The sequence below is a fragment of the Solwaraspora sp. WMMD791 genome (genome assembly GCF_029581195.1).
In the GTDB taxonomy this organism is placed as follows: domain Bacteria; phylum Actinomycetota; class Actinomycetes; order Mycobacteriales; family Micromonosporaceae; genus Micromonospora_E.
Window position 1 is genome coordinate 5,510,814 of the sequence record NZ_CP120737.1, and the last position, 24,181, is coordinate 5,534,994.

The 24,181-nt window shown below is 72.5% G+C and carries 24 protein-coding genes and 1 pseudogene; 15 read left to right on the plus strand and 10 right to left on the minus strand.

Annotated features, from left to right (window positions below):
- Nucleotides 1-81 precede the first annotated feature (81 nt).
- Entirely contained in the window at nt 82-1,398 is a 1,317-nt protein-coding gene (locus O7623_RS24670) for an ATP-binding protein (RefSeq protein ID WP_282225368.1), read from the plus strand.
- Between the two features lie 34 nt (nt 1,399-1,432).
- On the plus strand, nt 1,433-2,116 hold the full coding sequence (locus O7623_RS24675) for a response regulator transcription factor (RefSeq protein WP_282225369.1): 684 nt from the start codon (nt 1,433-1,435) through the stop codon (nt 2,114-2,116).
- An 88-nt stretch (nt 2,117-2,204) separates the two neighbouring features.
- Here O7623_RS24675 and O7623_RS24680 read toward each other — a convergent pair whose 3' ends face one another.
- A complete protein-coding gene (locus O7623_RS24680; RefSeq protein WP_282225370.1) occupies nt 2,205-3,044 on the minus strand; it encodes a hypothetical protein in 840 nt (279 codons plus the stop codon).
- Nucleotides 3,045-3,189: 145 nt separating this feature from the next.
- Between O7623_RS24680 and O7623_RS24685 the strand changes: the two genes are divergently transcribed.
- Both O7623_RS24685 and O7623_RS24690 read left to right on the plus strand, forming a co-directional pair.
- The gene (locus tag O7623_RS24685; protein WP_282225371.1) at nt 3,190-4,182 is read left to right on the plus strand and encodes a Ppx/GppA phosphatase family protein; all 993 of its coding nucleotides are present in this window, start codon (nt 3,190-3,192) and stop codon (nt 4,180-4,182) included.
- A gap of 9 nt (nt 4,183-4,191) precedes the next feature.
- Nucleotides 4,192-5,034, plus strand: coding sequence for a sugar phosphate isomerase/epimerase (locus O7623_RS24690; protein ID WP_282225372.1), 843 nt, complete (start codon nt 4,192-4,194; stop codon nt 5,032-5,034).
- A gap of 27 nt (nt 5,035-5,061) precedes the next feature.
- Here the strand turns inward: O7623_RS24690 and O7623_RS24695 are convergent, their stop codons facing one another.
- From O7623_RS24695 to O7623_RS24705, 3 genes are read right to left on the minus strand one after another with little or no spacing between them, the layout of a single operon-like run.
- The gene (locus O7623_RS24695) at nt 5,062-5,610 is read right to left on the minus strand and encodes a CGNR zinc finger domain-containing protein (RefSeq protein ID WP_282225373.1); all 549 of its coding nucleotides are present in this window, start codon (nt 5,608-5,610) and stop codon (nt 5,062-5,064) included.
- 18 nt (nt 5,611-5,628) lie between these two features.
- Complete coding sequence (locus O7623_RS24700) at nt 5,629-6,750, minus strand: glutathionylspermidine synthase family protein (RefSeq protein ID WP_282225374.1); 1,122 nt, start codon at nt 6,748-6,750, stop codon at nt 5,629-5,631.
- A 47-nt stretch (nt 6,751-6,797) separates the two neighbouring features.
- Nucleotides 6,798-7,088 (minus strand): hypothetical protein, encoded by a 291-nt coding sequence (locus O7623_RS24705; RefSeq protein ID WP_282225375.1) that lies wholly within the window; start codon nt 7,086-7,088, stop codon nt 6,798-6,800.
- 93 nt (nt 7,089-7,181) lie between these two features.
- On the opposite strand from O7623_RS24705, the gene O7623_RS24710 reads away from it, so the two are divergent.
- From O7623_RS24710 to O7623_RS24735, 6 genes are all read left to right on the plus strand, one after another.
- Nucleotides 7,182-8,102: a proline dehydrogenase family protein gene (locus tag O7623_RS24710; protein WP_282225376.1), complete on the plus strand. Its 921-nt coding sequence runs from the start codon at nt 7,182-7,184 to the stop codon at nt 8,100-8,102.
- A gap of 78 nt (nt 8,103-8,180) precedes the next feature.
- Complete coding sequence (locus O7623_RS24715; RefSeq protein WP_282225377.1) at nt 8,181-9,881, plus strand: hypothetical protein; 1,701 nt, start codon at nt 8,181-8,183, stop codon at nt 9,879-9,881.
- A 202-nt stretch (nt 9,882-10,083) separates the two neighbouring features.
- A complete protein-coding gene (locus tag O7623_RS24720) occupies nt 10,084-10,296 on the plus strand; it encodes a helix-turn-helix domain-containing protein (RefSeq protein ID WP_282225378.1) in 213 nt (70 codons plus the stop codon).
- Nucleotides 10,297-10,516: 220 nt separating this feature from the next.
- On the plus strand, nt 10,517-10,618 hold the full coding sequence (locus O7623_RS24725) for an AURKAIP1/COX24 domain-containing protein (RefSeq protein WP_007465623.1): 102 nt from the start codon (nt 10,517-10,519) through the stop codon (nt 10,616-10,618).
- A 78-nt stretch (nt 10,619-10,696) separates the two neighbouring features.
- Entirely contained in the window at nt 10,697-11,767 is a 1,071-nt protein-coding gene (locus O7623_RS24730; protein WP_282225379.1) for an NAD-dependent epimerase/dehydratase family protein, read from the plus strand.
- 11 nt (nt 11,768-11,778) lie between these two features.
- On the plus strand, nt 11,779-12,681 hold the full coding sequence (locus O7623_RS24735) for a lysophospholipid acyltransferase family protein (protein WP_282229547.1): 903 nt from the start codon (nt 11,779-11,781) through the stop codon (nt 12,679-12,681).
- A gap of 6 nt (nt 12,682-12,687) precedes the next feature.
- On the opposite strand, the gene O7623_RS24740 is transcribed toward O7623_RS24735, so the two are convergent.
- The 4 genes from O7623_RS24740 to O7623_RS24755 form a co-directional block, all read right to left on the minus strand.
- The gene (locus tag O7623_RS24740) at nt 12,688-13,851 is read right to left on the minus strand and encodes a hypothetical protein (protein ID WP_282225380.1); all 1,164 of its coding nucleotides are present in this window, start codon (nt 13,849-13,851) and stop codon (nt 12,688-12,690) included.
- 42 nt (nt 13,852-13,893) lie between these two features.
- On the minus strand, nt 13,894-14,769 hold the full coding sequence (locus tag O7623_RS24745; protein WP_282225381.1) for an HAD-IB family hydrolase: 876 nt from the start codon (nt 14,767-14,769) through the stop codon (nt 13,894-13,896).
- A gap of 217 nt (nt 14,770-14,986) precedes the next feature.
- Nucleotides 14,987-16,132: a DUF5667 domain-containing protein gene (locus O7623_RS24750; RefSeq protein ID WP_282225382.1), complete on the minus strand. Its 1,146-nt coding sequence runs from the start codon at nt 16,130-16,132 to the stop codon at nt 14,987-14,989.
- Nucleotides 16,133-16,371: 239 nt separating this feature from the next.
- Nucleotides 16,372-17,214 carry an ECF subfamily RNA polymerase sigma factor, BldN family gene (locus O7623_RS24755; protein ID WP_282229548.1) on the minus strand — a complete coding sequence of 281 codons (843 nt, stop codon included), beginning with the start codon at nt 17,212-17,214 and terminating at the stop codon, nt 16,372-16,374.
- 473 nt (nt 17,215-17,687) lie between these two features.
- On the opposite strand from O7623_RS24755, the gene O7623_RS24760 reads away from it, so the two are divergent.
- Together O7623_RS24760 and O7623_RS24765 are read left to right on the plus strand one after the other, a co-directional pair.
- On the plus strand, nt 17,688-17,942 hold the full coding sequence (locus O7623_RS24760) for a glutaredoxin family protein (RefSeq protein WP_282225383.1): 255 nt from the start codon (nt 17,688-17,690) through the stop codon (nt 17,940-17,942).
- Between the two features lie 52 nt (nt 17,943-17,994).
- Nucleotides 17,995-18,648 (plus strand): HAD hydrolase-like protein, encoded by a 654-nt coding sequence (locus O7623_RS24765; protein WP_282225384.1) that lies wholly within the window; start codon nt 17,995-17,997, stop codon nt 18,646-18,648.
- Here the strand turns inward: O7623_RS24765 and O7623_RS24770 are convergent.
- Complete coding sequence (locus tag O7623_RS24770; RefSeq protein WP_282229549.1) at nt 18,633-19,277, minus strand: response regulator transcription factor; 645 nt, start codon at nt 19,275-19,277, stop codon at nt 18,633-18,635. The genes O7623_RS24765 and O7623_RS24770 overlap by 16 nt on opposite strands.
- A 25-nt stretch (nt 19,278-19,302) precedes the next feature.
- Nucleotides 19,303-20,625 (minus strand): sensor histidine kinase, encoded by a 1,323-nt coding sequence (locus tag O7623_RS24775; RefSeq protein ID WP_282225385.1) that lies wholly within the window; start codon nt 20,623-20,625, stop codon nt 19,303-19,305.
- 342 nt (nt 20,626-20,967) lie between these two features.
- On the opposite strand from O7623_RS24775, the gene O7623_RS24780 reads away from it, so the two are divergent.
- The 3 genes and pseudogenes from O7623_RS24780 to hemC form a co-directional block, all read left to right on the plus strand.
- The gene (locus tag O7623_RS24780) at nt 20,968-21,765 is read left to right on the plus strand and encodes a redox-sensing transcriptional repressor Rex (protein WP_282225386.1); all 798 of its coding nucleotides are present in this window, start codon (nt 20,968-20,970) and stop codon (nt 21,763-21,765) included.
- Nucleotides 21,762-23,186 carry a glutamyl-tRNA reductase gene (locus O7623_RS24785; RefSeq protein ID WP_282225387.1) on the plus strand — a complete coding sequence of 475 codons (1,425 nt, stop codon included), beginning with the start codon at nt 21,762-21,764 and terminating at the stop codon, nt 23,184-23,186. The genes O7623_RS24780 and O7623_RS24785 overlap by 4 nt, the downstream gene beginning before the upstream one ends.
- Nucleotides 23,183-24,094: pseudogene (gene hemC, locus O7623_RS24790) on the plus strand (hydroxymethylbilane synthase); the annotation flags it as partial. The gene O7623_RS24785 and the pseudogene hemC, both read left to right, overlap by 4 nt.
- Between the last annotated feature and the right edge of the window lie 87 nt (nt 24,095-24,181).

Consider the following 24,181-nt stretch of genomic DNA (forward strand, 5'->3'; position numbering starts at 1 on the left):
CGTATGAACATCTGCTGTTCGCGGTGTGATATGTCCTGTTCGGGTGGCTGGCCAGGTTAACAATGACTCTACGATCGCCCCGTGGATTGGGCGGTTCTGGCCGGCGGCGCGGCCGTCGGTGCCGGCGGCGGGCTCGCCGCCGGGCTGCTCCTGGCGCGAGCCCGGGCACGACAACTGGCATCCGCCACGGCGTCTCGCCGTGGCGGGCAGCTCACGCCGACCTACGGGAGGCCGTCGATCGTCGCCAACGACACCGCCGCGCCGGCACCGCAGCGCGGCGTCCTCGACTCGCTGGCCCGCAAGAGCCTCGACTCGCTGCGGGTCGGCGTGGTGGTGCTCGACGCCACCGACGTACCGGTCCTGATCAACCCGGCGGCCCGTGCGATGGGGATGCTCCGGGCCGGGCCCACCCCGGGCAGCATCACCGCGCATCCGATCATCCGCACCCTCGCCGGCCAGGTACGCCGCACCGGCGTACGCCGGGAGGTCGAGCTCGACCTGCCCCGGGGCCGGGAGGGCGGTGCCCAGGACCCGCTCGGTGTGCACCTGCGCGCCGTCGGCCTCAGTGGCAACCACGTCGCGATCGAGGCCGCCGACGTCACCGAGTCACACCGGGTGGCGCGGGTCCGACGGGACTTCGTGGCCAACGTCAGCCACGAGTTGAAGACCCCGATCGGTGCCCTGCAACTGCTCGCCGAGGCGCTGCTGGACGCCACCGACCCGGACAGCGCGGTCGCCGACCCCTCCGAGGACGTCGCTGCCGCGCGGCGCTTCGCCGAACGGATCCAGCACGAGTCGACCAGGCTCGGTCGGCTCGTCAACGAACTGCTCGAACTGACCCGGCTGCAGGGTGCCGAGCCACTGCCCGCGCCGGACCCGATCGCCGTCGACTGGGTGCTCGCCGAGGTGGTGGACCGGACCCGGACCACCGCCGCCGCCCGCCGCATCGAGGTGGTGGTGTGCGGCGAGCGCGGGCTGACCGTCTACGGCAGCGACAGCCAGATCGCCACCGCCGTGGCCAACCTGGTGGAGAACGCCGTCGCCTACTCCGGGGAGGACACCCGGGTCACGGTGACCATCTCCCGCAGCGACGACTACGTCGACATCGCCGTGGCCGACCAGGGCATCGGGATCGCCCCGGACGACGTCGACCGGATCTTCGAGCGGTTCTACCGGGCCGACCAGGCGCGGTCGCGGACCACCGGCGGCACCGGACTGGGGCTGGCCATCGTGAAACACATCGTCACCAACCATGGCGGTCGGGTCGAGGTGTCCAGCACATTGGGTGGAGGGTCGACGTTCACCCTGCGGTTGCCCGCCAGCCCGCCGGACGCTGCCCTGCCGTTGCCCGAATCGGTTGAGATCGAGCTTGGTCCGGCCGCGTCTGACCAGGTCTGAGCGATCAGGCCGGACACACGGAAGGAAAGATCAGTTGGCCCGCGTACTCGTGGTCGAGGATGAGGAATCGTTCTCCGACGCGCTCTCCTACATGCTGCGCAAAGAGGGGTTCGAGGTCTCGGTCGCGCCCACCGGCACGGTGGCGCTCACCGAGTTCGACCGCACCGGCGCGGACATCGTGCTGCTCGACCTGATGCTGCCGGAGATGTCCGGCACCGAGGTCTGCCGGGAGCTGCGGCAGCGTTCCCGGGTGCCGATCATCATGGTCACCGCCCGGGACAGCGAGATCGACAAGGTGGTCGGGCTGGAGATCGGCGCCGACGACTACGTCACCAAGCCGTACTCGCCCCGGGAACTCGTCGCCCGGATCCGTGCCGTGCTGCGCCGGCAGAGCACCGAGGCCGCCGAGCCGGCCACCCCGACGCTGAGCGCCGGCCCGGTCCGGATGGACGTCGAACGGCACGTCGTCACGGTCGCCGGCGCCTCCGTGCAGCTGCCGCTCAAGGAATTCGAACTGCTCGAACTGCTGCTGCGCAACGCCGGCCGGGTGCTGACCCGGGGGCAGCTGATCGACCGGGTGTGGGGCGCCGACTACGTCGGTGACACCAAGACGCTCGACGTCCACGTCAAGCGGCTGCGGTCGAAGATCGAGCCGGAACCGTCGGCGCCGCGCTACATCGTCACGGTCCGTGGCCTGGGCTACAAGTTCGAGCCCTGACCGGCGGCGTACCGCCGGCCGCTGGTCGGTCCACCCGCTGCGCTGGTCGGCCGATCCGGCGGGCCGGTCGGCCGATCCGGCGGGCCGGTCAGTCCGCCTGTCTCGCGGCCGGTGGCCGGCGGGCCGGCGTGGCCGGATGGGCCGCGACCAGACCGCGCCGGGCCCGCGCGGCACACAGTTCGGCAAGGCGGGCGTACGCGGCCTTGCCGATCAGCGCGGTCAGCTCCGGTTCGTAGGACCGGTACATCGGTTCGGTGCCCACGTGTGCCTCCGGCGACGAGGTGCACCACCAGTCCAGGTCGTGGCCGCCGGCACCCCAACCGCGCCGGTCGAACTCGGTGAGCGTGGAGACCAGCACCTTGCTGCCGTCCGGCCGCTTGGTCCACTCCTGGTCCCGGCGGACCGGCAGCTGCCAGCAGACGTCCGGCTTGTACTCCAGCGGGTGCACCCCGTCGCGCAGGGCCTGCGCGTGCAGAGCACACCCACCGCCGCCGGGGAAGTCGGCATCGTTGAGGAACACGCACGGCCCGTCGGCGGAGCGCGTCGCGGTACGCCGGGCCGGGTTCTCGCCGTCGACGGTGTCCATCTCGGTGTAGTTCCTGAACCCGCGCCGGTGGTGCTGCCAGGTCTGCGGCGTGAGCCGCTTCGCCGCCGCCTTGACCCGGTTCTCGTCGTCGGCGTCGGTGAAGAACGCGCCGTGCGAGCAGCAGCCGTCGGCGGCCCGACCGGCGATGATGCCGTGGCAGGACTGCCCGAACACACAGGTCCAGCGCGAGAGCAACCAGGTCAGGTCGGCGCGGACCAGATGCGTGGCGTCGGCCGGATCGGTGAACTCGATCCATTCCCGGGCGAAGTCGAGACCGACCTCCCGGCTGCGGGGGTCGGCCGGGTCGTCGACCAGTACGCGGAGCTCGTCACGGCGTGCCACCTGGCCAGCGTACGCCTGCCAACGCCGGTGAGCTGGGCAGGTGGCCGGCACGGTGCGGGAGACCGGCGGCCCGCCGAGCCGGCATGCCGGCATGCCGGCTCGGCGGGCCGCCGGTCGGTTCGCCGGGTTGGCCTAGGGTGATCACATGCGACTGGGTGTGCTCGACGTCGGTTCCAACACCGTGCACCTGTTGGTGGTGGACGCGCACCCCGGCGCCCACCCGTGGCCGGCGCACTCGGAGAAGTCGTTGCTGCGGCTGGCCGAGCAGATCGGCCCCGACGGTGCGCTCACCCCGGCCGGCGCCGACGCCCTGGTCGCTGCGGTCGCCGCGGCCCGTACGGCGGCCGACCAGTGGCAGACCAGCGACCTGATCGCGTTCGCCACCTCGGCCGTACGCGATGCCACCAACTCGGCGGCGGTGCTCTCCCGGGTCCGGGCCGAGACCGGCGTACACCTGCAGGTGCTCTCCGGCGCCGACGAGGCCCGGATGACGTTCCTGGCGGTCCGCCGCTGGTTCGGCTGGTCGGCTGGTCGGCTGCTGGTGCTCGACATCGGTGGCGGGTCGCTGGAGCTGGCCGCCGGCATCGACGAGGAACCGCACCTGGCCCAGTCGCTGCCGCTGGGGGCGGGCCGGCTCACCCGGGAACGGCTCGGCGTCACCCCGTTCACCACCAGCCCACCGCCGGCCGCGTTCGTCGCCGAACTGCGCGAGTACGTCGACGACCAGGTGCAGCCGCTCATTCCGCAACTACAGGCGCAGGGCTGGGACCAGGCGGTCGGCACCTCCAAGACGTTCCGGACGTTGGCCCGGCTCACCGGCGCGGCGCCGTCGAGCGCCGGGCTGTGGGCACCTCGGCGGCTCACCCGTACCGGCCTGCGGCAGGTGACCGGCTTCATCCGGCACATCCCGCCGGCCGAGCTGCACGAGCTGGAAGGGGTCAGCGCCAGCCGGGGACACCAGCTGCTGGCGGGGGCGGTGGTGGCCGAGTCGGTGATGCGCCAGCTGGGGATCGAGAGCCTGGACATCTGCCCGTGGGCGTTGCGGGAAGGGGTGATCCTGCGCCGGATGGCACAGCTGGAACCCGCTTCGGGCTGGGGTCCGGATCACCGATCGGCGGAGCGCACCACGCCGGGCTAGGCTGGCCAGGTGACCTCCGCGGTACCCGTACTGCTCTCCAGCTCCTCGGTCTTCCCCGAGCCGACGGCGGCCGCTTTCGAGCTGGCCGCCGCCCTCGGCTACGACGGCATCGAGGTGATGGTCTGGACCGACGCGGTCAGTCAGGACGCCGGTGCGCTCAAGGGCCTCGCCGCGCACTACGGGGTGCCGGTGCTCGCCGTGCACGCCCCGTGCCTGCTGGTCACCCAGCGGGTGTGGAGCGCCGACCCGTGGGAGCGGCTGCGGCGCTCCGCGGTGCTCGCCGAGACCCTCGGCGCGCCGACCGTGGTGGTGCATCCGCCGTTCAGCTGGCAGCGTGACTACGCGCGTACCTTCGCCGACGGGCTGCGGACCATGCAGGCCGCCCACCCGGACCTACGGTTCGCGGTGGAGAACATGTTCCCGGTACGGATGGCCGGCCGCGAGTTCGTCCCCTACCAGCCCGGCTGGGATCCGACCACGGTCGGCTACGACTCGTACACCCTCGATCTGTCGCACTGCGCGGCCTCCCGGGCCGACGCGCTCGCCCTGGCCGACTCGATGGGCGGTGGGCTCGAGCACGTGCACCTCGGTGACGGCAGCGGCCTCGGCCGCGACGAACACCTGGTCCCCGGGCGGGGCAACCAGCCCTGCGCCGAGCTGCTCGGCTCACTGGCCGGTCGGGGGTTCCGGGGTGCGGTCGCCGTCGAGGTCGCGACCCGTGGTGCCCGCAGCCGTACGCTGCGCGAAGCCGATCTGCGGGAAGCGCTCGAATTCGCCCGCCGGCACCTGACCGTGGCCGGCGACAGCCAGGACGCCGCCGTCACCGGCGACCGGCGGTCGGGCAACCGGTAGCCGGCGACGGCACCGCGCGACCGTCGGTCAGGAGACCGGCAGCAGCGAGGTCTCCTCGGCGGCCCGCTTGCGGGCCCGGTGCGCCGCCACGTGCGACCGGGTGGCGCACCGCTCGGAGCAGAACCGGCGGCAACAGTTCGACGAGGTGTCCAGGTAGACGTTGCCGCACCGGGCGTCCGCGCAGACGCCGAAGCGGGAACTGCCGTACTCGCACAGCCACACCGACAGGCCCCAGACCGCGCCGGCCAGATACTCGGAACTGACCGACGCGCCGCGACTGGTCACGTGCATGTGCCAGTCGTTGGCGTCGTGCCCGGAGATGCGTGGCTGGACCGGGTACGCCTCCAGCAAGGTGTTCAGCTCGGTGACCGCGTCGCCGTCGCGACCGGTGGTGCCGTACTCGAAGACGTCCCGCAGTCGTTTGGCCGCCCGCCGGAACACCGGGACGTCCCGCTCGGCGACCTCGTCGAGCATCCAGAGGTGCTCGCCGTGGAACAGCGCCTTCAGGTCGTCGAGGTCAGCGAGCGGGGAGTTGACCAGATCAACCGCGGTCCGCGCGTACGCGTCGAAGTCCACCAGACAACCGTAGACGATTCAGCCGGCCCGGTGGGCCGCCACGTAGTGCGGCAGGAAGCGGGCGTACCCGTCGGTGATCAGGCCGCTGCTCTCCCGCAGCCCGGCACCGGCCGACTCGCCGGCGACCACCCAGCTGCCCAGCACCAGATGGTTGCCGTCGAACGCCGGCAATGCCCGGAACTGCTGGTAGCACCAGCCTTCCGAGCCGTAGTCACCCGGACTGTGCACCTCGCCGGAGCGGGTCACGATCCGTACCGCCGCGCCTTCGCGGCCGAGCAGCGGCTTGGCGACGTACTCCGGCATGTCCCGAGGGCCGTCCAGGTACGCCGGCAGCAGGTACGGATGGTCCGGGTACAGCTCCCAGAGCACCGCCAGCAGCGCCTTGTTCGACAGCAGCAGCTTCCACGCCGGTTCGATCCAGGTCGTCGGGGTGCCGGGTTCGAGCGCCAACCGGCCGTACGGCTCCGCCAGCATCCACTCCCACGGGTACAGCTTGAAGCAGGTCGTCACCGGCTGGTCGGTGTCGTCGACGAAGCGCCGGCCGTCCCAGCCGATGTCCAGCATCGCCAGCAGATGCGGTGCCAGCCCGGCCTGCCGGGCGGTCTCCGCCAGGTAGCCGGCGGTCATCAGATCCTCGCCGGTGGTCTCCTCGCTGGACCAGGCCACGTGCAGCATCGGCTGGTGCAGCCCGGCCTTGATCTGCGCCCACGTCGCGACCAGCCGCTCGTGCAGGCTGTTCCACTGGTCCAGCTCCGGCCGGGTGTCCTCCAGCCAGTACCACTGCACGATCGCCGCCTCGACCAGGGCGGTCGGGGTGTCGGCGTTGTACTCCAGCAGCTTCGGCGGCCAGGAGCCGTCGTACCAGAGGTCGAACCGGCCGTACAGGGTCGGTGGCTGTTCGCGCAGCGACCGGGCGACCGCGTCGGCCGCCCACGCCGGGATGCCGAAGTCGGCGTACCGCCGGCGGGCCACCACGTGCTCGGCGGCGGCCACCGCCATCCGGTGCAGCTCCTCGGTCGCCTCCTCCAGCCGCAGCACCTCCGGCAGCTCCAGGGCGTAGCAGGCGGATTCGTCCCAGTAGGACATCACCGCGCCGTCGGGCAGCTCGGTGTCGACGTACACCAGGCCCTGCTGGCGCACGGTCGCGTCCCAGCCCGGGCGGGGCCGGCAGACCTCCCGGTGCACCCTCAGCCGCCGCAGGAGGCGAGGTGGGTGCCGAACCCGCCCCGGTCGGGTACGGCCGCCGTCGACGTGCCCGAACCGGTCCGGTCCGCCGGGTCCGCCGCCGCACCGGTCGCCAGCGTGCCACCGGCCAGCGCGACCACCGCCGTGCCGCCGCCACCGACGCCCATCGACCGGTCGTCGTCGCAGTCGTCGTCGGAGACCATGTTGCAGCCGGACAGGCTGAGGGCCAGCGCGGTGAGGGCGCCGAGCTGGACGCTGGTCGAGCGGAGCCGGCGCGGGGAGATCTTGTCCACGGTCCTGTTGTAGCTCACCGGTGCACGCCCGGCACGCACACCACCTCGCGCGCTGCCCGAGCTTGTCGTGACCATGGGCGTTACGCTCGCCCCATGCTTCGCTCGGTCATCCTCGCCGCGTCCCGGTCGACCACGATCGAACGGCTGGTCGCCACCACACCGCTGAGCCGTGACGTGGTCCGCCGGTTCGTCGGCGGCACCTCGATCGACGAGGCGTTGACCGCCGGTGCGCAGCTCACCGGCGCCGGCCTGACGATCAGCATCGACCACCTCGGTGAGGACACCACCACCGCGGAGCAGGCCAGCGCGGTGCGCGCGGAGTACCTGGCGCTGCTCGACGCGCTGGACCGGGCCGGTCTGGCCGTCGGCGCCGACGTCAGCGTCAAACTCTCCGCCCTCGGGCAACGTTTCGACGAGCCGGCGGCGACCGAGCACGCCCGGGCCATCTGCGCCGCCGCGACCGGCGTCGACTGCACCGTCACCCTCGACATGGAGGACCACACCACCACCGACTCGACGCTGGACGTGCTGCACACGCTGCGGGCGGAGCATCCGCGGACCGGGGTGGCACTGCAGGCGTACCTGCGGCGGACCGAGGCGGACTGCCGCGACCTGGCCACCGCCGGGTCGCGGGTCCGGCTGTGCAAGGGCGCGTACGCCGAGCCGGAGTCGGTGGCCTACCAGGCCGCGATCGACGTCGACAAGTCCTTCGTCCGCTGCCTCAACATCCTGTTCTCCGGTCCCGGCTACCCGATGGTCGCCACCCATGATCCCCGGCTGATCGCGATCACCGAGGACCGGGCACGCTGGTTCGACCGGACCCCGGAGGAGTTCGAGTTCCAGATGCTGTACGGGGTGCGCCCCGCCGAGCAGACCCGGCTCGCGGCGGAGGGCTACACCGTGCGGGTCTACCTGCCCTACGGCACCGACTGGTACGGCTACCTGATGCGTCGACTCGCCGAGCGCCCGGCGAACGTGGCGTTCCTCGGCCGCGCGCTGCGGTCCCGCGGCTGACCGGGTCGCGGCGTCGGTGGGGCGACCGGCGGCCCCGGGCCAGGTTTCGATCATCGCCGTGGCCGTATCATTCGGCGGGTGACCGACCGGCAGGACCCCGCGCCGACCGATCAACCGACCGCCGATCCGACTGGGAGCGCTCCGGTCGAGGGCGGACCCACTGCCGCCGAGCCCGCCCCGGCGGAACCTGCTGAGCCCGCCCCGGCGGAACCTGCTGAGCCCGCTGGAGCCGAGCCGGTCAAGGTTGCGGCGGCGGCCAGCGGGCCGGGCGTGCCCCGCGAACGACGGTGGTCGGTGTGGCCGGTTCTCGGGGTGGTCGCGACGGTGCTGTTCTGCGCCACGCCGGTGGTCGGGGCGGTGGCGTTGGTCGACCGGCTGCCGACACCGGACCCACCGCAGACGCAACCGCCGGTCGCCGTACCGACCGGCCCCCCGCCCAGCCCGCAGCCCGGTGACCCACCGGAGGCGACCCAGGCGTGGCTGCGTACCCAGATCGGCGCGCTGCTCGACCAGCAGGCCGCCGCGCTGCTCGCCGGGGACGAACGCGGTTTCCTCGCGGTCGCCGCTGCGGGCTCACCGGCCCGCGACGACCTGGCCCGACAGTTCCGCACCCTGCGGGCGATGAAGGTGACCGCCTGGCGTCCCACGATCAGCATGCTGCCCACGGCGTTCGACCCGGACGTGGCCAGCGGCGGACCTACCCCGTCGCCGTCGGTGTCGACCGGGTCGCTGACGCCGACGCCGTCCGGGTCACCGGGGTCGATACCGACGCCGACTCCGTCCGCGACACCGTCGCCGTCGGTGACGCCGTCGCCGTCGCCGACTCCGTCCGTGACCGCGCCCGGCGGGCCCGCGTCGACGGCGGGCACCCCCGCCACCCCCGCCACCCAGTGGCGGCTCCTCGTCAGCTACCAGCACTGCTTCGTGGTGCCGTCCTGCCGGACCAGCCCGGTCGTGGTCGGCCAGCGGTGGAGCACCGACGGCGACCGGCTGCAACTGGTCGCGGTCGAGCCGTCGCTGACCCTGCAGGACGGGCCGCGGCCCTGGGAGGTCAGCGAGCTGGTGGTGGCGACCGGCAACCGTACGCTGGTGGCGACCACCCCGGCCAACCGTGACCTGCTGCCCGGACTGCTGCGTGACGCCGAGGAGGCGGCGCTCGTCGCCGACCGGTACGCGGTCACCGGCACCGCTCCCGACCGCTACCGGATCTTCTACGCCGGCGCCGACGAGTGGCGCCGCTGGTACGGCGGCGACAGGCCAGAGTGGACGGCCGGGTACGCCGTCGCGATCGGTGGCGGGCACTACGAGATCGTGCTCAACGGCACCAATCTGCGCGACGTGGTCCGCCCCGACCTGCTACGCCACGAGATGACGCACGCGGCATCGCTGCCCGACGGCGGTCACCGTGAACGCGCCGCCTGGTGGCTGATCGAAGGACTGGCCGAGCACGCGGCGGCCGGCGGCCGGCCGGTGGTCCGCTACGAAGGCCTGGCCAACGTCCGCCGGCTGGTGCTGGAGCAGGACTGGCAGGGCCCGCTCAGCGCGGTGGAACCGACGGCCGACGCGGAGAACTGGCAGGTCAGCGCCGGTTACGGGGTCGGCTACCTGGCGGTACGCCACCTGGTCGACCGGTTCGGCGAGGAGCGCACGTTGGCGTTCTTCACCTCGGTGGTGCACGACGGGCTGGACCTCGACGAGGCGGCCCGGCTGCAGTTCGGTGAGCCCTGGGAGGACCTGCACCAGGGCTGCGTCGACTACGTACGGCAGGCTGCTGCCTGACCACGCACGGTGTCCGGGCTGGCGGCGCACCCTGGTCGCCCGTACGGGTGTCGCCGCCCGTCCACCTGATGTCAAATGACGGAACGGATCGCGCCGGTCACAGCGACCCCGCTACCGTACTGGTAACACGTGCGTTGCCCGTCGCGGCGGGGAAGGGTCCGTCGGGCGGCACGCGCCGGGGAATGGGATGGGTTGGTGAACCATGGCAGGATCACCACAGTCCGAGGGCAGGCTGTCGGAGGTCACGTTTCTCACCGTCGCCGAGGTGGCGAAGGTGATGCGGGTGTCCAAGATGACTGTCTATCGACTCGTGCACTCCGGGGAGCTGTCCGCCGTACGGGTCGGTAGGTCGTTCCGGGTGCCCGAGCACGCGGTGCACGAGTACCTGCGGGGAGCTTTCCGGGAGACCGCCTAGCGACTCGCCCGGACGCTGCGGCGCCAGCGCGACACCCGGTGTTGCCGGGGTCGCGTTGGTGCTGTTGACACGTGCGGGCTAGGCTTGACGCCGACCGTACCGTCGCACGGGTGGAGGTCTCCGCCCGCCGGCCCGGTCGGTTGTCCAGTTCGGTCCACGTGCCTGCTGCGGTGACGCGGCGCACGGATCGACCCGTACCTGTGTTTGGGAAGGCTTTCGTATGGGCTCCGTGGTCAAGAAGCGCCGCAAGCGTATGGCCAAGAAGAAGCACCGCAAGCTGCTGCGCAAGACCCGCGTCCAGCGTCGACGTCTCGGCAAGTGACCGCCGCCGGGCCTCGGCCCGGCTTGCTCACGTCGCGGTCACCCACCGGCATTGGGAGGACCGCATGGTGAGGACCGGATGGTGAGGTCCCCGACCGTCGTGGTCACCGGGACCAGCCGGTTCATCGGTGCCCGGGTCGCCGGTCGACTCGCCGCCGACCCCGGGGTCGGCCGGGTCATCGGCCTGGACCCCGCCCCGCCGGTGCCGGACTTCGCGGATCTGCTGCGCGACGTCGACCAGGTGCGCGCCGACGTCGGTGCGGCCGGTGGCATCATCGCCGACCTCGACGCACACGCCGTCGTGCACCTGGCCGTGGTCAGTGGCCCGGACCAGCAGCACGGCGGGCGCGCGGCGATGAAGGAGCAGAACGTCATCGGCACGATGCAGCTGCTCGCCGCCTGTCAGCAGGCGTCGGGCCTGCGTAAGCTGGTGGTGCGCTCCTCGACGGCCGCGTACGGTGCCTCGTTCCGCGACCCGGCGGTCTTCACCGAGGAGACCGAGCCGCGCGAGGTGCCGCGCGGTGGCTTCGCCCGGGACATCCTCGACATCGAGTCGTACGTGCGGGGCTTCCGGCGGCGCCGCCCGGACGTCACCGCCACCGTGCTGCGCTTCGCGCCGTTCATCGGCGCGACCGCGGAGACGAGCCTGACCCGCTACTTCGCGCAACCTGTGGTGCCGACCATCTTCGGCCGGGATCCCCGGCTGCAGTTCGTGCATGTCGACGACGCCCTCGAAGTGCTGCACCGTGCGGTCGTCGAGGACCATCCCGGCACGTTCAACGTCGCCGGGCCGGGGGTGCTCACCCTGTCCCAGGCGATCCGGCGGGCCGGGCGGGTCGCCGTACCGGTGCTGGAGCCGGGCCTGGCCACGGCGGTCGGCCTCACCCGTAGCGTCGGGGTGGGGCGGTACGGGTTCGACCAGATCGACCTCTTCGTCCACGGACGGGTGGTGGACACCAGCCGGTTGACCCGTGAGTTCGGCTTCACCCCACGGTCCACCGCCGAGGCGTTCGACGACTTCCGCCGGGCCCACCCGGCCGGCGCGATGCTCGACGCCGATCGGCTCGCCGTTGCCGAGCAGGCCATCCTCGACGGGTTCCGGCGGATTCGTCGCGGGCGCGCCGCCGGCACGGCGCAGGAGCTGATGTGACGAATACTGACGTGACGGAGCATGACCGGGGTGGGAGCCGCGCCGACCAGCCGGCGGTGCCGGACCAGCCAGGGGACGTCTGGGACCAACGGGTCGCCGCCGGGTTGGCGTTCCTGCGCCGCCGACTGGCCGGCGACTACGAGGTGGACGAGTTCGGCTTCGACCCGCAGCTGACCGAGAGCGTCTTCCAGCCGGTGCTGCGGGCGCTGTACCGGGAGTGGTTCCGCACCGAGGTCTTCGGCGTCGAGCACCTGCCGGCCAAGGGCGCCGGGCTGGTCGTCGGCAACCACTCGGGCACCGTCGCGTTGGACGCGATGGTGCTGTCGGCGGTCCTGTACGACTCCCATCCCGAACGCCGGCATCTGCGACTGCTCAGCGCCGACCTGGTGTTCCGGCTGCCGTTCGTCTCGGAGCTGGCGCGCAAACTCGGCGGGACGATGGCCTGCAACCCGGACGCCGAACGGCTGCTGGTCGGTGGGGAACTCGTCGGCGTCTTCCCAGAGGGCTTCAAAGGTGTCGGGAAGCCCTTCTCGGAGCGCTACAAACTGCAACGGTTCGGCCGGGGCGGGTTCGTCGCGGCGGCGATCCGCACCGGTGCGCCGATCATCCCGGTGGCGATCGTCGGTGCCGAGGAGACCTATCCGCTGCTCGCCGACATCGCGCCGCTGGCCCGGCTGCTGCGGCTGCCGTACTTTCCGGTGACACCGACGTTTCCGTGGCTCGGACCGTTGGGGCTGGTGCCGTTGCCCAGCAAGTGGCTGATCGAGTTCTGTCCGCCGATCCCGACCGCCCAGTTCGCCGACTACGTCGACGACCCGTTGGTGGTGTTCAACCTGGCCGACCAGGTCCGGGAGACGATTCAGCAGGCGGTGCACCGTCTGCTGGAACGCCGGCCGGACCCGTTCGGCCGCTGACGCGGCTCAGTCGAGCAGGGTACGCAGATCCAGCACCTGCCAGCCGGCGGTCTCGTTGTCGCCGACCGACCACCAGAGCACGCCGCCGCGGCAGAGCACGATGCCGACCTCGTCGGCGACCACGACCGCCTCGTCCCGCTGCAGGTCGTAGACGATCAACTGTTGGGCGTTGGTGAGCGCGTTCGGTGCCGCCGACAGCGACAGCACCTCGAACCGGTCCAGCACGGCGACGTCGATGGTGCTGGCGGTGACCGTACCGTCGCCGATCCGCCGCCGGTCCGTACCGTCGGGGCGCATCAGGTCGATGCGGCCCGGTCCGTCCGCTGCCAGCACCAGCACCCGACACCAGCTCGGCCCGCAGGTGACCAGCTCGGTCGGGCCGGCCGGGACGTCGGTGATCCGCCGCTGCTCCAGGTCACGGACCCGGATCGGGCCGGTCTCGCCGCTGCCGGCGCTGACCATCATCGGCCAGGCCGACAACGCCCAGGCCCCCGGATCGGTCCGCACGTCGACCGCGCCGCCGGTCAACGGCACCGAGCGCAGTTCGGTCGCCGGCTCCGGGTCGGGCGCGACGGCGACCCAGTGCAGCCGACCGTCGTTGATCACCATGTCGTACTGGGAGTTGAAGAAGACGACGTCGCCGGTGTCGGCGGTGAGCCGCCGGGGCGCGGCGTCGCCGGCCCATTCGGCGGCCCACATCTCGGTGCGGCCCTGCCCGTCGGCGTCGGCGACGGATTCGGACCAGGCCAGGGTGGGCCCGTCGACGGTGAAACCGCCGTACTGCGGGGTGGCGCTCAGCGGCAGTCGGCGCAGCTCACGGACGGCCTCGCCGGTGCGGACCACCAGCCGCAGCGCGGTGCCGTCCGGGCTGGGCGAGGTGCCGACCGAGGTGCCGCCGTCGAGGAACAGCACCGGGCTGTACGCCGGCCCGTCCGGCAGGTTCGCCGACAACTCGACGACCTCGGCGTCCGGCCAGACCTCGGTCAACGTACGGAGCCGTTCCGGTTCGTCCGATGCCGTCGGTCCGGCCTGCGGCAGCGCGACCAGCAGTACGGCGGCCGCCAGCGCGGCGGCCAGGCCGGCGAGGTGCCAGGGGCGGGGTCGGCGGTGCCGCCCGGCCGGCTGGCTGGGCGCCCCGGTCGACTCGACCGGGCGTGCGGTGACCGTCACCCGATGACCTTCCTGACGTCGTTGTTGTCGGTGCCGACCGGATCAACCGGACGCCCGGCGGCGGCGAAGGGCCAGGCCAGCCGTCACCGCGCCAGCCAGGAAACCGGCGGCGACCGTCGACGGTACCGCGATCCGCGCCGCCTTGCGACCGGTCCGGAAGTCGTGGACCTGCCAGCCGCGTTCCCGGGCCTGATGGCGCAGCGCGGTGTCCGGGTTGACGGCGACGGCGTGCCCGACCGCCGACAGCATCGGCAGATCGTTGGCGGAGTCGCTGTAGGCGCTGCACCGGTGCAGGTCGAGCCCTTCGACGGTGGCGAGCTGGGCGAGCGCCTCGGCCTTGGCCGGTCCGTGCATCAGTTTGCCCACCAGCCGACCGGTGTAGGCGCCGTCGACGACCTCGGCGACGGTGCCGAGCGCACCGGTGAGCCCGAGCCGCTGGGCGATCACCCGACCGATCTCCACCGGTGTCGCGCTGACCAGCCACACCCGTTGGCCGGCGTCGAGGTGTCGTTGGGCCAGCGCCCGGCTGCCCGACCAGATGCGGGGGGCCATCAGCTCGTCGAAGATCTCCTCGGCCAGCCGCTCGACGTCGGTCACCCGCCAGCCGGTGACGAACGCCAGCGCCGCTTCCCGGGCCCGGGACAGGTCGCCGGCGTGTTCCGCGGCGAGCAGCCGGAACCGGGCCTGTCGCCAGGCGAACTGAGCGAGGTCGGTGGTGGTGAAGTAGTTGCGGGCGGCCAGGCCACGGGCCAGCCAGTAGATGGAGGCACCCCGCAGCATGGTGTTGTCGATGTCGAAGAAGGCTGCCGCGCGGGGGTGCGGTGTCGTCGGTGGGGTGCCGTCGGGTTCGGCGGTCGCCCATCCCGCGGTCCGGCCGGCGGCGTCGGTGCTGATGGTCAGCCTGCGGGTACGGCCCACGCCAACATCACTCCGTCCATCACGGCTCCGGTCGCCCTCGAGCGAGGTTAGCCCGTAGGGCCGGGGAGACGAGGCCAGCCGGTAGGGCCAGGAGACGAGGTTAGCCCGTAGGGCCGGTGGATTCCCGTCGCCGCATGCCGATCGGGGCCCGCGACCGCGCTGTCGTCAGGCCCCGATCTGGTCTCGTCGACCACCGTCGTGGTGGCTCAGCTGCCGTTCACCGGTCGGTGGGGTTGTCCTTGACCGCCGGGCGGGGAGTGTACGGCAGGGTCGGCTCGGCGTCGCCGACCTGCGGCTCGGCCAGGGTCGGCTGCTGCGGTGCGGACGACGGCTGGTCGGTCAGCGGCGACTGGCCGGCACCGGCGGCGGGCGCGATGCTGGTGCCGGTGACGTCGGTAGGCACCTCGGTGGCCGACGGGACCGCCTGCTGGATCCCGGCCCGGTTGCCGGGGTCGGTGGAACGCTGGTTGGGCTGGCAGGTGACCGGTAGCGGGCCGAGGATGTCGTAGCTGGTCACGGTCGCGGACGGGGCGCAGGTCAGCCCGTTGCGCAGGGCCTGGGTCCGGGCGCGTACCGAATCCAGCAACGTGACGGTGTCGGCTGCGCGGGTGGCGGTCGCGCTGGCACCGGAGGCAAGTTGGCGCAGCGCCCCTCGTTGGGCGGTGACGAAGGCGTCGATCGCATCCAACGGTGCCCGGTCGTGGTGTTCGGTGGCGGCGGTGGTGAGCAGGCGCACCCCGTGGCGGATCTGCTCGTCCATGTCGTCGAGTACGGCCGCGAACGCCGTCGGCTGGTCGTGCACGATCCGGGCTTCGGCCATCCGTACCTCGGCGAATCCGAGGAAGAGCTGGCCACGGGTGGTGTCGGAGTGGGCCAGCGCCAGCTGGGCGCGTTCGGTGGATCGTTTCATCCCGTACAGGGTGTCGCCCGGCAGGGCCTGCTCGGTGGCCGCGGACATGCCGGAGACGGTGATGGCACCGGCGGCCACGGTGGCGATGATCACCGCGCGGGTCCGGGCCCGCCCGGCTGCCCGCCCGGCTGCACCCTTGGCGGTGCGGACCGCCGCCCAGGCAGGGCGGGACTGGCGGGGGAGCGGGAGCTCCGGGGCCGGTCGGGCGGTGACGCCGATGCCGTCGCGCTCGGCGGTCTCGATGAGCAACGAGCGCAGGTGGGCCCGGAAGTCCGGGTCGACGCCATCGACAGGTGACGCGGGTAGCTTGGCCATGCGCTGGCTGATGGCGGCGAGCCCGGCCAGTTCGTCGTCGCGCGGATCGCGGACGTGGTGCCGGCCGCCGGTGTCGGTACGGTCGAGAAGTTGTGCGAACCGCTCGGCGCGTCGGCGAAAGAGCGTGAGCTTACTCATCGCGGGCACCTCCCTTCGCAGGTCACGGCTGCGGCGGCGGTGTCACCGCCGTCCGGTGCGACCACGGCCGGGCGGGCTGGGGAGGTCACCCCGTGCGCCTGGCGCGGTGCCTGGTGGCTGGTGCCGCGATGGCGCCACCGGTCGCATCCCAAGAAACGGCTGACTCGCCACTTGAGTTACGGGTCGGTGGCGAGAATCATCACTGCCGGTAACCGATGTTGCTGGCTGTGTTTGACCCGTCACGCTTGGAAACCGTCAGGGAGAAGTCGGGCCAGGGCCCTTACCGCGCGGTACTGCAGAGCCTTGATCGCGCCTTCGTTCTTGCCCATCGCCCGTGCGGTCTCGGCGACCGAAAATCCTTGCAGGAAGCGCAGAACGATGCACTCCTGCTGTTCGGGGTTGAGCTGCTTGACGGCGGTCAGCAGGGCGACGTTGGTGATGTGGTCGACGACTGCGGCCTCGGGGCTCCCTTCCGGCCCCCGATCCTCGCGCTCAGCATCCATAACGTCACCTGTAGTAACTTCCAGTCGGTACCGGCCCGACTTGAAGTGGTCCGCCACCAGGTTGCGGGCGATCGTCACCAGCCAGGCGCCGAGGTCCCGGCCCTGCCAGGTGAAGCTGCCGATCCGCTTGAGGGCGCGCAGAAAGGTGTCCGAGGTCAGGTCCTCGGCGAGCTGCCGGTTGCCGACCCGGAAGTAGATGAACCGGAACACGGTGTCGACGTACCGGTCGTAGATCAGCCCGAACGCCTCGGTCTCGCCCGCCTGGGCGCGCTCCACGAGCCCCCAGACCTCACGGGCGGGGTCGGACGGGTCCGGTCGGTCCGGATAGCCGCCGGGCGGCGTACCCCCGGACCGGCCACCCTGGTCCGGGATGACCGGCAGGACCGTGGTCTCCGCCTCGTTGCCGTCCGGCTGGGTCGGCATCGTCGGCCGGGCCGGGGTGGCCACCGTGCCGCCGATCGGCATGGCGTTGCCGCCCGGCTGGTGCCGGCCGGCCACCTCGTTGGGGGTCGGGGTCCGTTGTTTGGCGCGGCGGGCGCCCCCGTCGCCGCGCATCGTGATGCTGAGCATGTCGTACATCGACTCGCGCAGCAGGGTGAGCCCTTCGACGAGGGCCACCTGGGCGGCGCGCACCTCGCGGCTGACCGCCGGTCGGGCCAGCGTGGGGGAGCAGACACTCATCGGGCGTCCTCCGTTCCTGCCCGTGGCGACCGGGCCAGCTGGTGGGCATGGGCACCTGGCTCGGTGAGATGGGTGCCGGCGACGGCGCGCACCGGTGCGGCGGCGGAACGCTCCGTCGACCGACACACCTCCCTGAGGTGGTGGTGCGGTGCGATAACGGGCACAGCGGCCTCCTCGGGCGCAGGGGTGGCGACTCACGGCAAAACGGGTGAGCCGACCCAAGGCGATGATAGGGCCAACGTCACCCACGCGTGTGGAGTCCGTTACACAACGACAAAGTATTTCTGCGGGGCGGCGTGCCCATGTCGCACACGCTGTCCGCTGTCAGTTACCCGACGCAACGGTTGTCGGGAAGCGGTACGCTTCCCGGCGTGTCGCGCCCTACCCCACGCCTGACCCTGATCACCCGATCCGGCTGCCACCTGTGCGAGGTCGCGAGGGAAGCCATCGCCCGGGTCGCCGCCCAGACCGGTGACGAGTGGGTGGAGCTCGACGTCGACAGCGACATCGAGTTGGAGCGCGACTTCGGGGAGCGACTGCCGGTGGTGCTGCTCGACGACCGCGAGCACGGGTACTGGCGGGTCGAGGAGGACCGGCTCCTGGCCGATCTGCGCCGACCGGCCTGAGCCGGGAACGGTGCCGGCGCGCTCCGGTGCGCCGGCCCGGTATCGTGCGGCCGTGGCCGCGACCGACACCCACCTGGTGTGGGACTGGAACGGAACCCTGCTCGACGACCTGTCGCTGGTGGTCACCTGCACCAACCGGGCGATCGCCACCGTCGACGGACCGGTGCTCACCGCAGAGCAGCACCGCGTCGCCTTCCGTCGCCCGGTCGCCGACTACTACGCCGACCTGCTCGGCCGGGCCGTCGACGCCGAGGAGTTCAGCCGTCTGGACCGGATCTTTCACGACGCGTACCGGGCCGGGCTGACCAGCTGTGCCCTCGCCGAGGACGCCGAACGGGCGCTGCGTACCTGGCCGGGCAGCCAGTCCCTGCTCTCCATGTGGTTCCACGACGAGCTGGTGCCGTTGGTCGAGACGTACGGCCTGACCCCGACCTTCCGCCGGATCGACGGACTGCGCGGCGCGGTCGGCGGCGACCGTAAGGCCGCACACCTCGCCCGGCACCTGGCGGAGCTGGGCGTGGCGCCGGCCGACACGGTCCTGATCGGCGATTCGATCGACGACGCGGACGCCGCCGAGGACGTCGGTGCAACATGCATCCTGTACGCCGGTGGCTTCACCGACCCGGACCGGCTGCGGGCCCGGGGGGTGCCGGTGGCCCGGACGCTGACCGAGGCCGTCGCCCTGGCGGGTCAGCCGCGCAGGTAGGCCAGCACCGCGAGCACCCGGCGGTGCTGCTCGGTGTCCGGCGGCAGCCGCAGCTTGCCGAAGATGTTGTTGACGTGCTTCTCGACCGCCCCGTCGGTGACCACCAGTTGACGAGCGATCGCGCCGTTGGAACGCCCCTGCGCCATCAACCCGAGCACTTCGTGCTCGCGCGGGGTCAGCGTGCGCAGCGGGTCGTCGCGCCGCCGTCGCGCCAGCAACTGGCCGACCACCTCCGGATCCAGCACGGTGCCCCCGGCCGCCACCCGGGCCAGCGCGTCGAGGAACTCGGCGATCGCGGCGACCCGGTCCTTGAGCAGGTAACCGACCGCGCCGGCCCGATCGGCGAGCAGGTCGTCGGCGTAGGAGACCTCGACGTACTGGGACAGCATCAGCACCGGCGTGCCGGGCAGCTCCCGCCGGATGGCCACGGCGGCCCGCAGGCCCTCGTCGGTGTGCGACGGTGGCATCCGTACGTCGATGATCGAGACGTCCGGACGTAGCGTGCCCACCGCCGCCACCAGGGCCGGGCCGTCGCCGACCGCCGCCACCACCTGGTGGCCGTGCTCGGTGAGCAGCCGGACCAGACCCTCCCGCAGCAGCACCGAGTCGTCCGCTATCGCCACCCGCATGGATGACATGTCTACCACCGGCCGGTCAGTCCGGAAGCTCCGCGTGGATCTCGGTCGGCCCGCCCGGCGGGCTGGTCACCGTCAGCGTTCCGCCGTGCGCCCGGACCCGGTCGGCCAGGCCGGCCAGCCCGTGGCCCTTGGCGACGTGCGCGCCGCCGGCCCCGTCGTCGGTGACCGTGATCGTCAACCGGTCGGCGAGCCGGTGCACGGTGACGGTGCACCGGCTGGCGCCGCTGTGCTTGGCGACGTTGGTCAGCGCCTCGGCCACGACGAAGTACACGGTGCTCTCCACCGCCGGTTCGGGACGGTCGGTGGGCGTGCCGAGCTGCGGGTCGATCGACAGGTCGACCGGCAGCAGGCCGCGTCCGGCCAGTGCGGCGAGCGCGCTCGGCAGTCCCCGGTCGACCAGTACCGGCGGGGCGATCCCACGGGACAGCGCCCGTAGCTCGGCCAGCGTCTCCCGGGTCTGGGTGACCGCCTCGTCCAGGGCCGCTCCGGCGGCATCCGGGTCGACGGCCAGCTGTTCCCGGGCCCGGCTGAGATCCATCGCCAGGCGGACCAGCCGCTGCTGCGGCCCGTCGTGGATGTCGCGCTCCAGGCGGCGCAGGGCGATCGCCTCGGCGCTGACCGCGGCCTGCCGTTGGTCCTCCAGCACACTGATCCGGTCCTGCATGGCGGCCATGCCGGTGAGCATGCCCCGGGCGAGTACGGCCGACAGCAGGGCGCAGCCACGGACCACGATCGGCAGGGTGACGACGAAGAACAGGCCGATCAGGGTGTGCAGGACCACGATGGTGGCGGCCGCGTCGCCGAGCCCGAGCAGCTCGGCGAGGCCGTCGCCGTCGCCGTCGTCGGTCGGCAGCAGCCAGGCGTACGCCCAGTACGACGAACCCGCAACCGCGGCGGCCCACCAGGTGAGGGTGACCGTCGCGCTGATCAGGGCGACCGGGAAACGCAGTACGGCGAACGCCAGGTCGAGCCAGGACTGCGGGTCGGTCAGTGGCAGCAGCACCCGCCGCCAGGTGCCGGTGTGCGGACCGGCGGCGGCGTACCGGGCCCGGTACGCCCGGGTCGGCAGTACGGCGGCGATCCGGTGCCGTTCCAGTTGGGCGAAGGCCCGGGCGGCGTACAGCGTGCCGGTGAGGATCGGCAGCCCGACCACGGTGACGACCAGGCCGAGCCCGACGGAGAGGCCGACCACACCGACGACGAAGCTCACCAGCGCCAGGGGCATGCCGACGAGTACGTACACCGAATCGGTGACCAGCCTGCGCAGCATCACCCCGGAGGGTGTGGCCGCCGGTCGTGGCAGGGGTGCCGGCGGAGGGGAGGAGGTTGCGGTGGTCATGTCGGTCACGTTATGTGCGCCTGGGCCGGCCGGTCACTGGCGTTGGCTGGCCGGTCGGGGTGGGGTTGTCCCTACCCGGTCCGGAGCGTCTACCGACAAAAAGTCGGAAATAGGGAATAATGGGGCTGCTGTCATCGGCTGTGACACTGGTGACGAACAGCAGGCAGACACCGGTCCGTCCGCCGCCATTGAGCAAGATCGCGATTTGTGCACGCCTTCACAAGCGCCTACGCTGTAACCCTGACGAGCCCCGATAGCACAACAGGTGACGGCGGTCGCCACAGGGGGCACCGGACTGACCGGCCGGGCCGGCGGGTCAATGATCGCATCGCACGGAGACACATGAGTCAGCACCGCGAGCCAGGCGCGTCCGGCCGGGTCGACGCCGTTCCGGCGCTGCCAGACCTCCCGGAGGCGACGGTTGCCCGACTCCCGGAGTACCTCCGCGCCCTGCACGCCCTCGCCGAGGCCGGTCACGAGACGGTCTCCAGCGAAGGGCTGGCCAGCGCCGCCGGGGTCAACTCCGCCAAGTTGCGCAAGGACCTTTCCCAGCTCGGCTCGTACGGCACCCGGGGTGTCGGCTACGACATCAACCTGCTGATCGAGCAGATCGAGTACGTCCTGGGGCTCACCCACCGACGGGCGGTCGCGCTGGTCGGCGTCGGTAACCTCGGTCACGCCCTCGCCGGCTACGCCGGTTTCGCCAGCCGGGGCTTCCGGATCGCTGCCCTGTTCGACGCCGACGCCGCCCGGGTCGGCGAGCAGATCAACGGGCTGGTCGTCCGGCACATCGACGACCTGCCGGCCGTCGCGGCCGAGGAGTCCATCGCGATCGGTGTGATCGCCACCCCGGCGACCGCCGCACAGCAGGTCGCCGATCAGCTCGTCGCCGCCGGCGTCACCAGCATCCTCAACTTCGCTCCTTGCGTGCTCGTGGTTCCCGCCGGAGTCGACGTCCGCAAGGTCGACCTCGCCATCGAGCTGCAGATCCTGTCGTTCCACGAGCACCGCAAGTCGGCGTCGTTCCGGGAGCGCCGCAGCTCGGCGTTGACCGCCATCCCCGGCGGGTTGGACGCCACCGCCACCGTGGCCGGTCCGGCCAGCTACGACGACGCCCCAGCGGAGGCGGTCGGCTCATGAATCTTCTCGTCGTCGGCGCGTCCTACCGGACCACGCCGGTCGCCACCCTGGAACGGCTCGCGGTCGCCCCGGCCGACGTGCCCGTCACCCTGCGCCGGTTGCTCGCCCAGCCGTACGTCGACGCAGCCGTCGTGCTCTCCACCTGCAACCGGGTCGAGATCTACGCGGCGGTCACCGGCTTCCACGGCGGTCTGGCCGACATCTGCGCGGTGCTCGCCGAACGTTCCGGCAGCCAGCCCAACGACCTCGCCGAGCACCTGTACGTGCATTACGGGCAGGCAGCCGTCGAGCACACCTTCCGGGTGGCCGCCGGGCTCGACTCCATGGTCGTCGGCGAGGCGCAGATCCTCGGCCAGCTGCGTGACGCGTACCACGTCGCCAACGACGCCGACGCCACCGGCCGGCTGCTGCACGAGCTGATGCAGCAGGCGCTGCGGGTCGGCAAGCGGGCCCACGCCGAGACCGGCATCGACCGGGCCGGGCAGAGCGTCGTCAGCGCCGCCCTGCGGGTCGGTGCAGACCTGCTGCCCGGGGGGCTGCTCGGCCGGCGGGTGCTGGTCCTCGGGGCCGGCGCGATGGGAGCTCTGGCGGTCGCCACCCTCGCCCGGCTCGGCGTGGCGTCGATTCAGGTGGCCAACCGGCGCGACGACCGCGCGGTCCGGCTCGCCGGCAGCTACGGTGCCACCGCCGTGCCGTACGCCGACCTGACCACCGCGTTGGTCGATGTCGACCTGGTGATCACCGCGACCGCCTCGACCGAACCGGTGCTCACCCGGCAGACCGTCGCCGCCGTCCTCGCCGGGCGGCCGGGCGACCGGACCGGGCCGCTGGTCCTGCTCGACCTCGCCGTTCCGCGCGACGTCGAACCAGCCGCCGGTGAACTGCCCGGCGTCGCGGTGATCGACATCGACGGACTGGCCGACGCGCTCACCGACGCGCCGGCCGCGGCCGACACGGCCGCCGTCGGCCGGATCGTCACCGCCGAGGTGGACGCCTTCCTCAGTTGGCTGCGCGGCGCGGACGTGGCCCCGACCGTGGCGGCGCTGCGCGGGCGCGCCGACGACGTGGTCGGCGCCGAACTGCGCCGACTCGCCCAGCGCCGGCCGGACCTGACCGACGAGCAGCGGGCCGAGGTCGCCCACACCGTGCACCGGGTCGTGCAACGGCTGCTGCACTCGCCGACCGTGCGGGTCCGCCAACTTGCCGCCGAACCCGGCGGTGACCAGTACGCCGCGCTGTTGCGGCAGCTGTTCGACCTGGAGGTGCCCGGCACCTCCACCGCCGGCGACGTGCCGGACCTGACATCAAGCGTGCCGGACCTGACGGCGGGCGTGTCGGACCTGACATCAAGCGTGCCGGACCTGACGGCGGGCGCACCTGCCGTGACCGGCGACGCGCCGGAGCACGGAGGTGACCGATGAGCGCGCTGCGGCTGGGCACCCGGGGCAGTGCGCTCGCCATGGCCCAGTCCGGCCGGGTCGCCGCCGCGCTGCGCGCCGCCACCGGGCGCGACGTCGAGCTGGTGGAGATCGTCACGGCCGGCGACCGGTCCTCGGCACCCGTGGCGGCGCTCGGCGTCGGTGTGTTCGTCTCCGCGCTGCGCGACGCGCTCGCCGCGCGGGAGATCGACTTCGCGGTCCACTCGTACAAGGACCTGCCCACCGCCGGACCGGCCGAGCTGCTGATCGCGGCGGTGCCGCCCCGCGAGGATCCCCGCGACGCGCTACTCAGCCGGGACGGCCGGATGCTCGCCGAGCTGCCGCCCGGTGCCACCATCGGCACCGGGGCGCTGCGCCGCATCGCCCAGCTGAACGCGCTCGGCCGCCAACTGGCGGTCACCCCGATCCGGGGCAACGTCGACACCCGGATCGGTCGGGTCCGTGGCCCGCGCGCCGATCTCGACGCGGTCGTGCTGGCCCGGGCCGGGCTGGCCCGGCTGGGGCGCCTCGACGAGATCACCGAGACCCTCGACCCGATGCTGATGCTGCCCGCCCCCGCCCAGGGAGCGCTGGCCGTGGAATGCCGGGCCGATGACACCGACCTGGTCGAGCTGCTCAGTGTGCTCGACCATGCACCGACCCGGGCCGCGGTCATCGCGGAGCGGTCGTTGCTGGCGACGCTGGAGGCCGGGTGCAGCGCACCGGTCGCGGCGTACGCCGAAGTCGCCGAGGGGGATGACGGCGACGAGATCTACCTGCGTGGCGCGGTGATCAGCCCGGACGGACTCCGGGAGATCCGCCTGTCGCGTACCGGTCCCCCGGACACCGCCGCCGAGATCGGTAAGGCGCTCGCCGCCGATCTGCTCGACGCCGGTGCCGACACGATCCTTCCGGGGACCACGCCCGGCGGCCCGACCGGGGCCGCGCAGGTCGGGGTGGTCACCCAGCGACCTTCAGCGCCCGATCGGTCCGGCGCG

Bases quoted from the DNA above. Each gene is read 5' to 3' on its own strand.
- O7623_RS24685 (WP_282225371.1), top strand. From the start codon at position 3,190: ATGCGACTGGGTGTGCTCGACGTCGGTTCCAACACCGTGCACCTGTTG.
- O7623_RS24710 (WP_282225376.1), top strand. From the start codon at position 7,182: ATGCTTCGCTCGGTCATCCTCGCCGCGTCCCGGTCGACCACGATCGAA.
- O7623_RS24720 (WP_282225378.1), top strand. From the start codon at position 10,084: ATGGCAGGATCACCACAGTCCGAGGGCAGGCTGTCGGAGGTCACGTTT.
- O7623_RS24725 (WP_007465623.1), top strand. From the start codon at position 10,517: ATGGGCTCCGTGGTCAAGAAGCGCCGCAAGCGTATGGCCAAGAAGAAG.
- O7623_RS24730 (WP_282225379.1), top strand. From the start codon at position 10,697: ATGGTGAGGTCCCCGACCGTCGTGGTCACCGGGACCAGCCGGTTCATC.
- O7623_RS24750 (WP_282225382.1), bottom strand. From the start codon at position 16,132: ATGAGTAAGCTCACGCTCTTTCGCCGACGCGCCGAGCGGTTCGCACAA.
- O7623_RS24755 (WP_282229548.1), bottom strand. From the start codon at position 17,214: ATGTACGACATGCTCAGCATCACGATGCGCGGCGACGGGGGCGCCCGC.
- O7623_RS24770 (WP_282229549.1), bottom strand. From the start codon at position 19,277: ATGCGGGTGGCGATAGCGGACGACTCGGTGCTGCTGCGGGAGGGTCTG.
- O7623_RS24775 (WP_282225385.1), bottom strand. From the start codon at position 20,625: ATGACCACCGCAACCTCCTCCCCTCCGCCGGCACCCCTGCCACGACCG.
- O7623_RS24780 (WP_282225386.1), top strand. From the start codon at position 20,968: ATGAGTCAGCACCGCGAGCCAGGCGCGTCCGGCCGGGTCGACGCCGTT.
- O7623_RS24785 (WP_282225387.1), top strand. From the start codon at position 21,762: ATGAATCTTCTCGTCGTCGGCGCGTCCTACCGGACCACGCCGGTCGCC.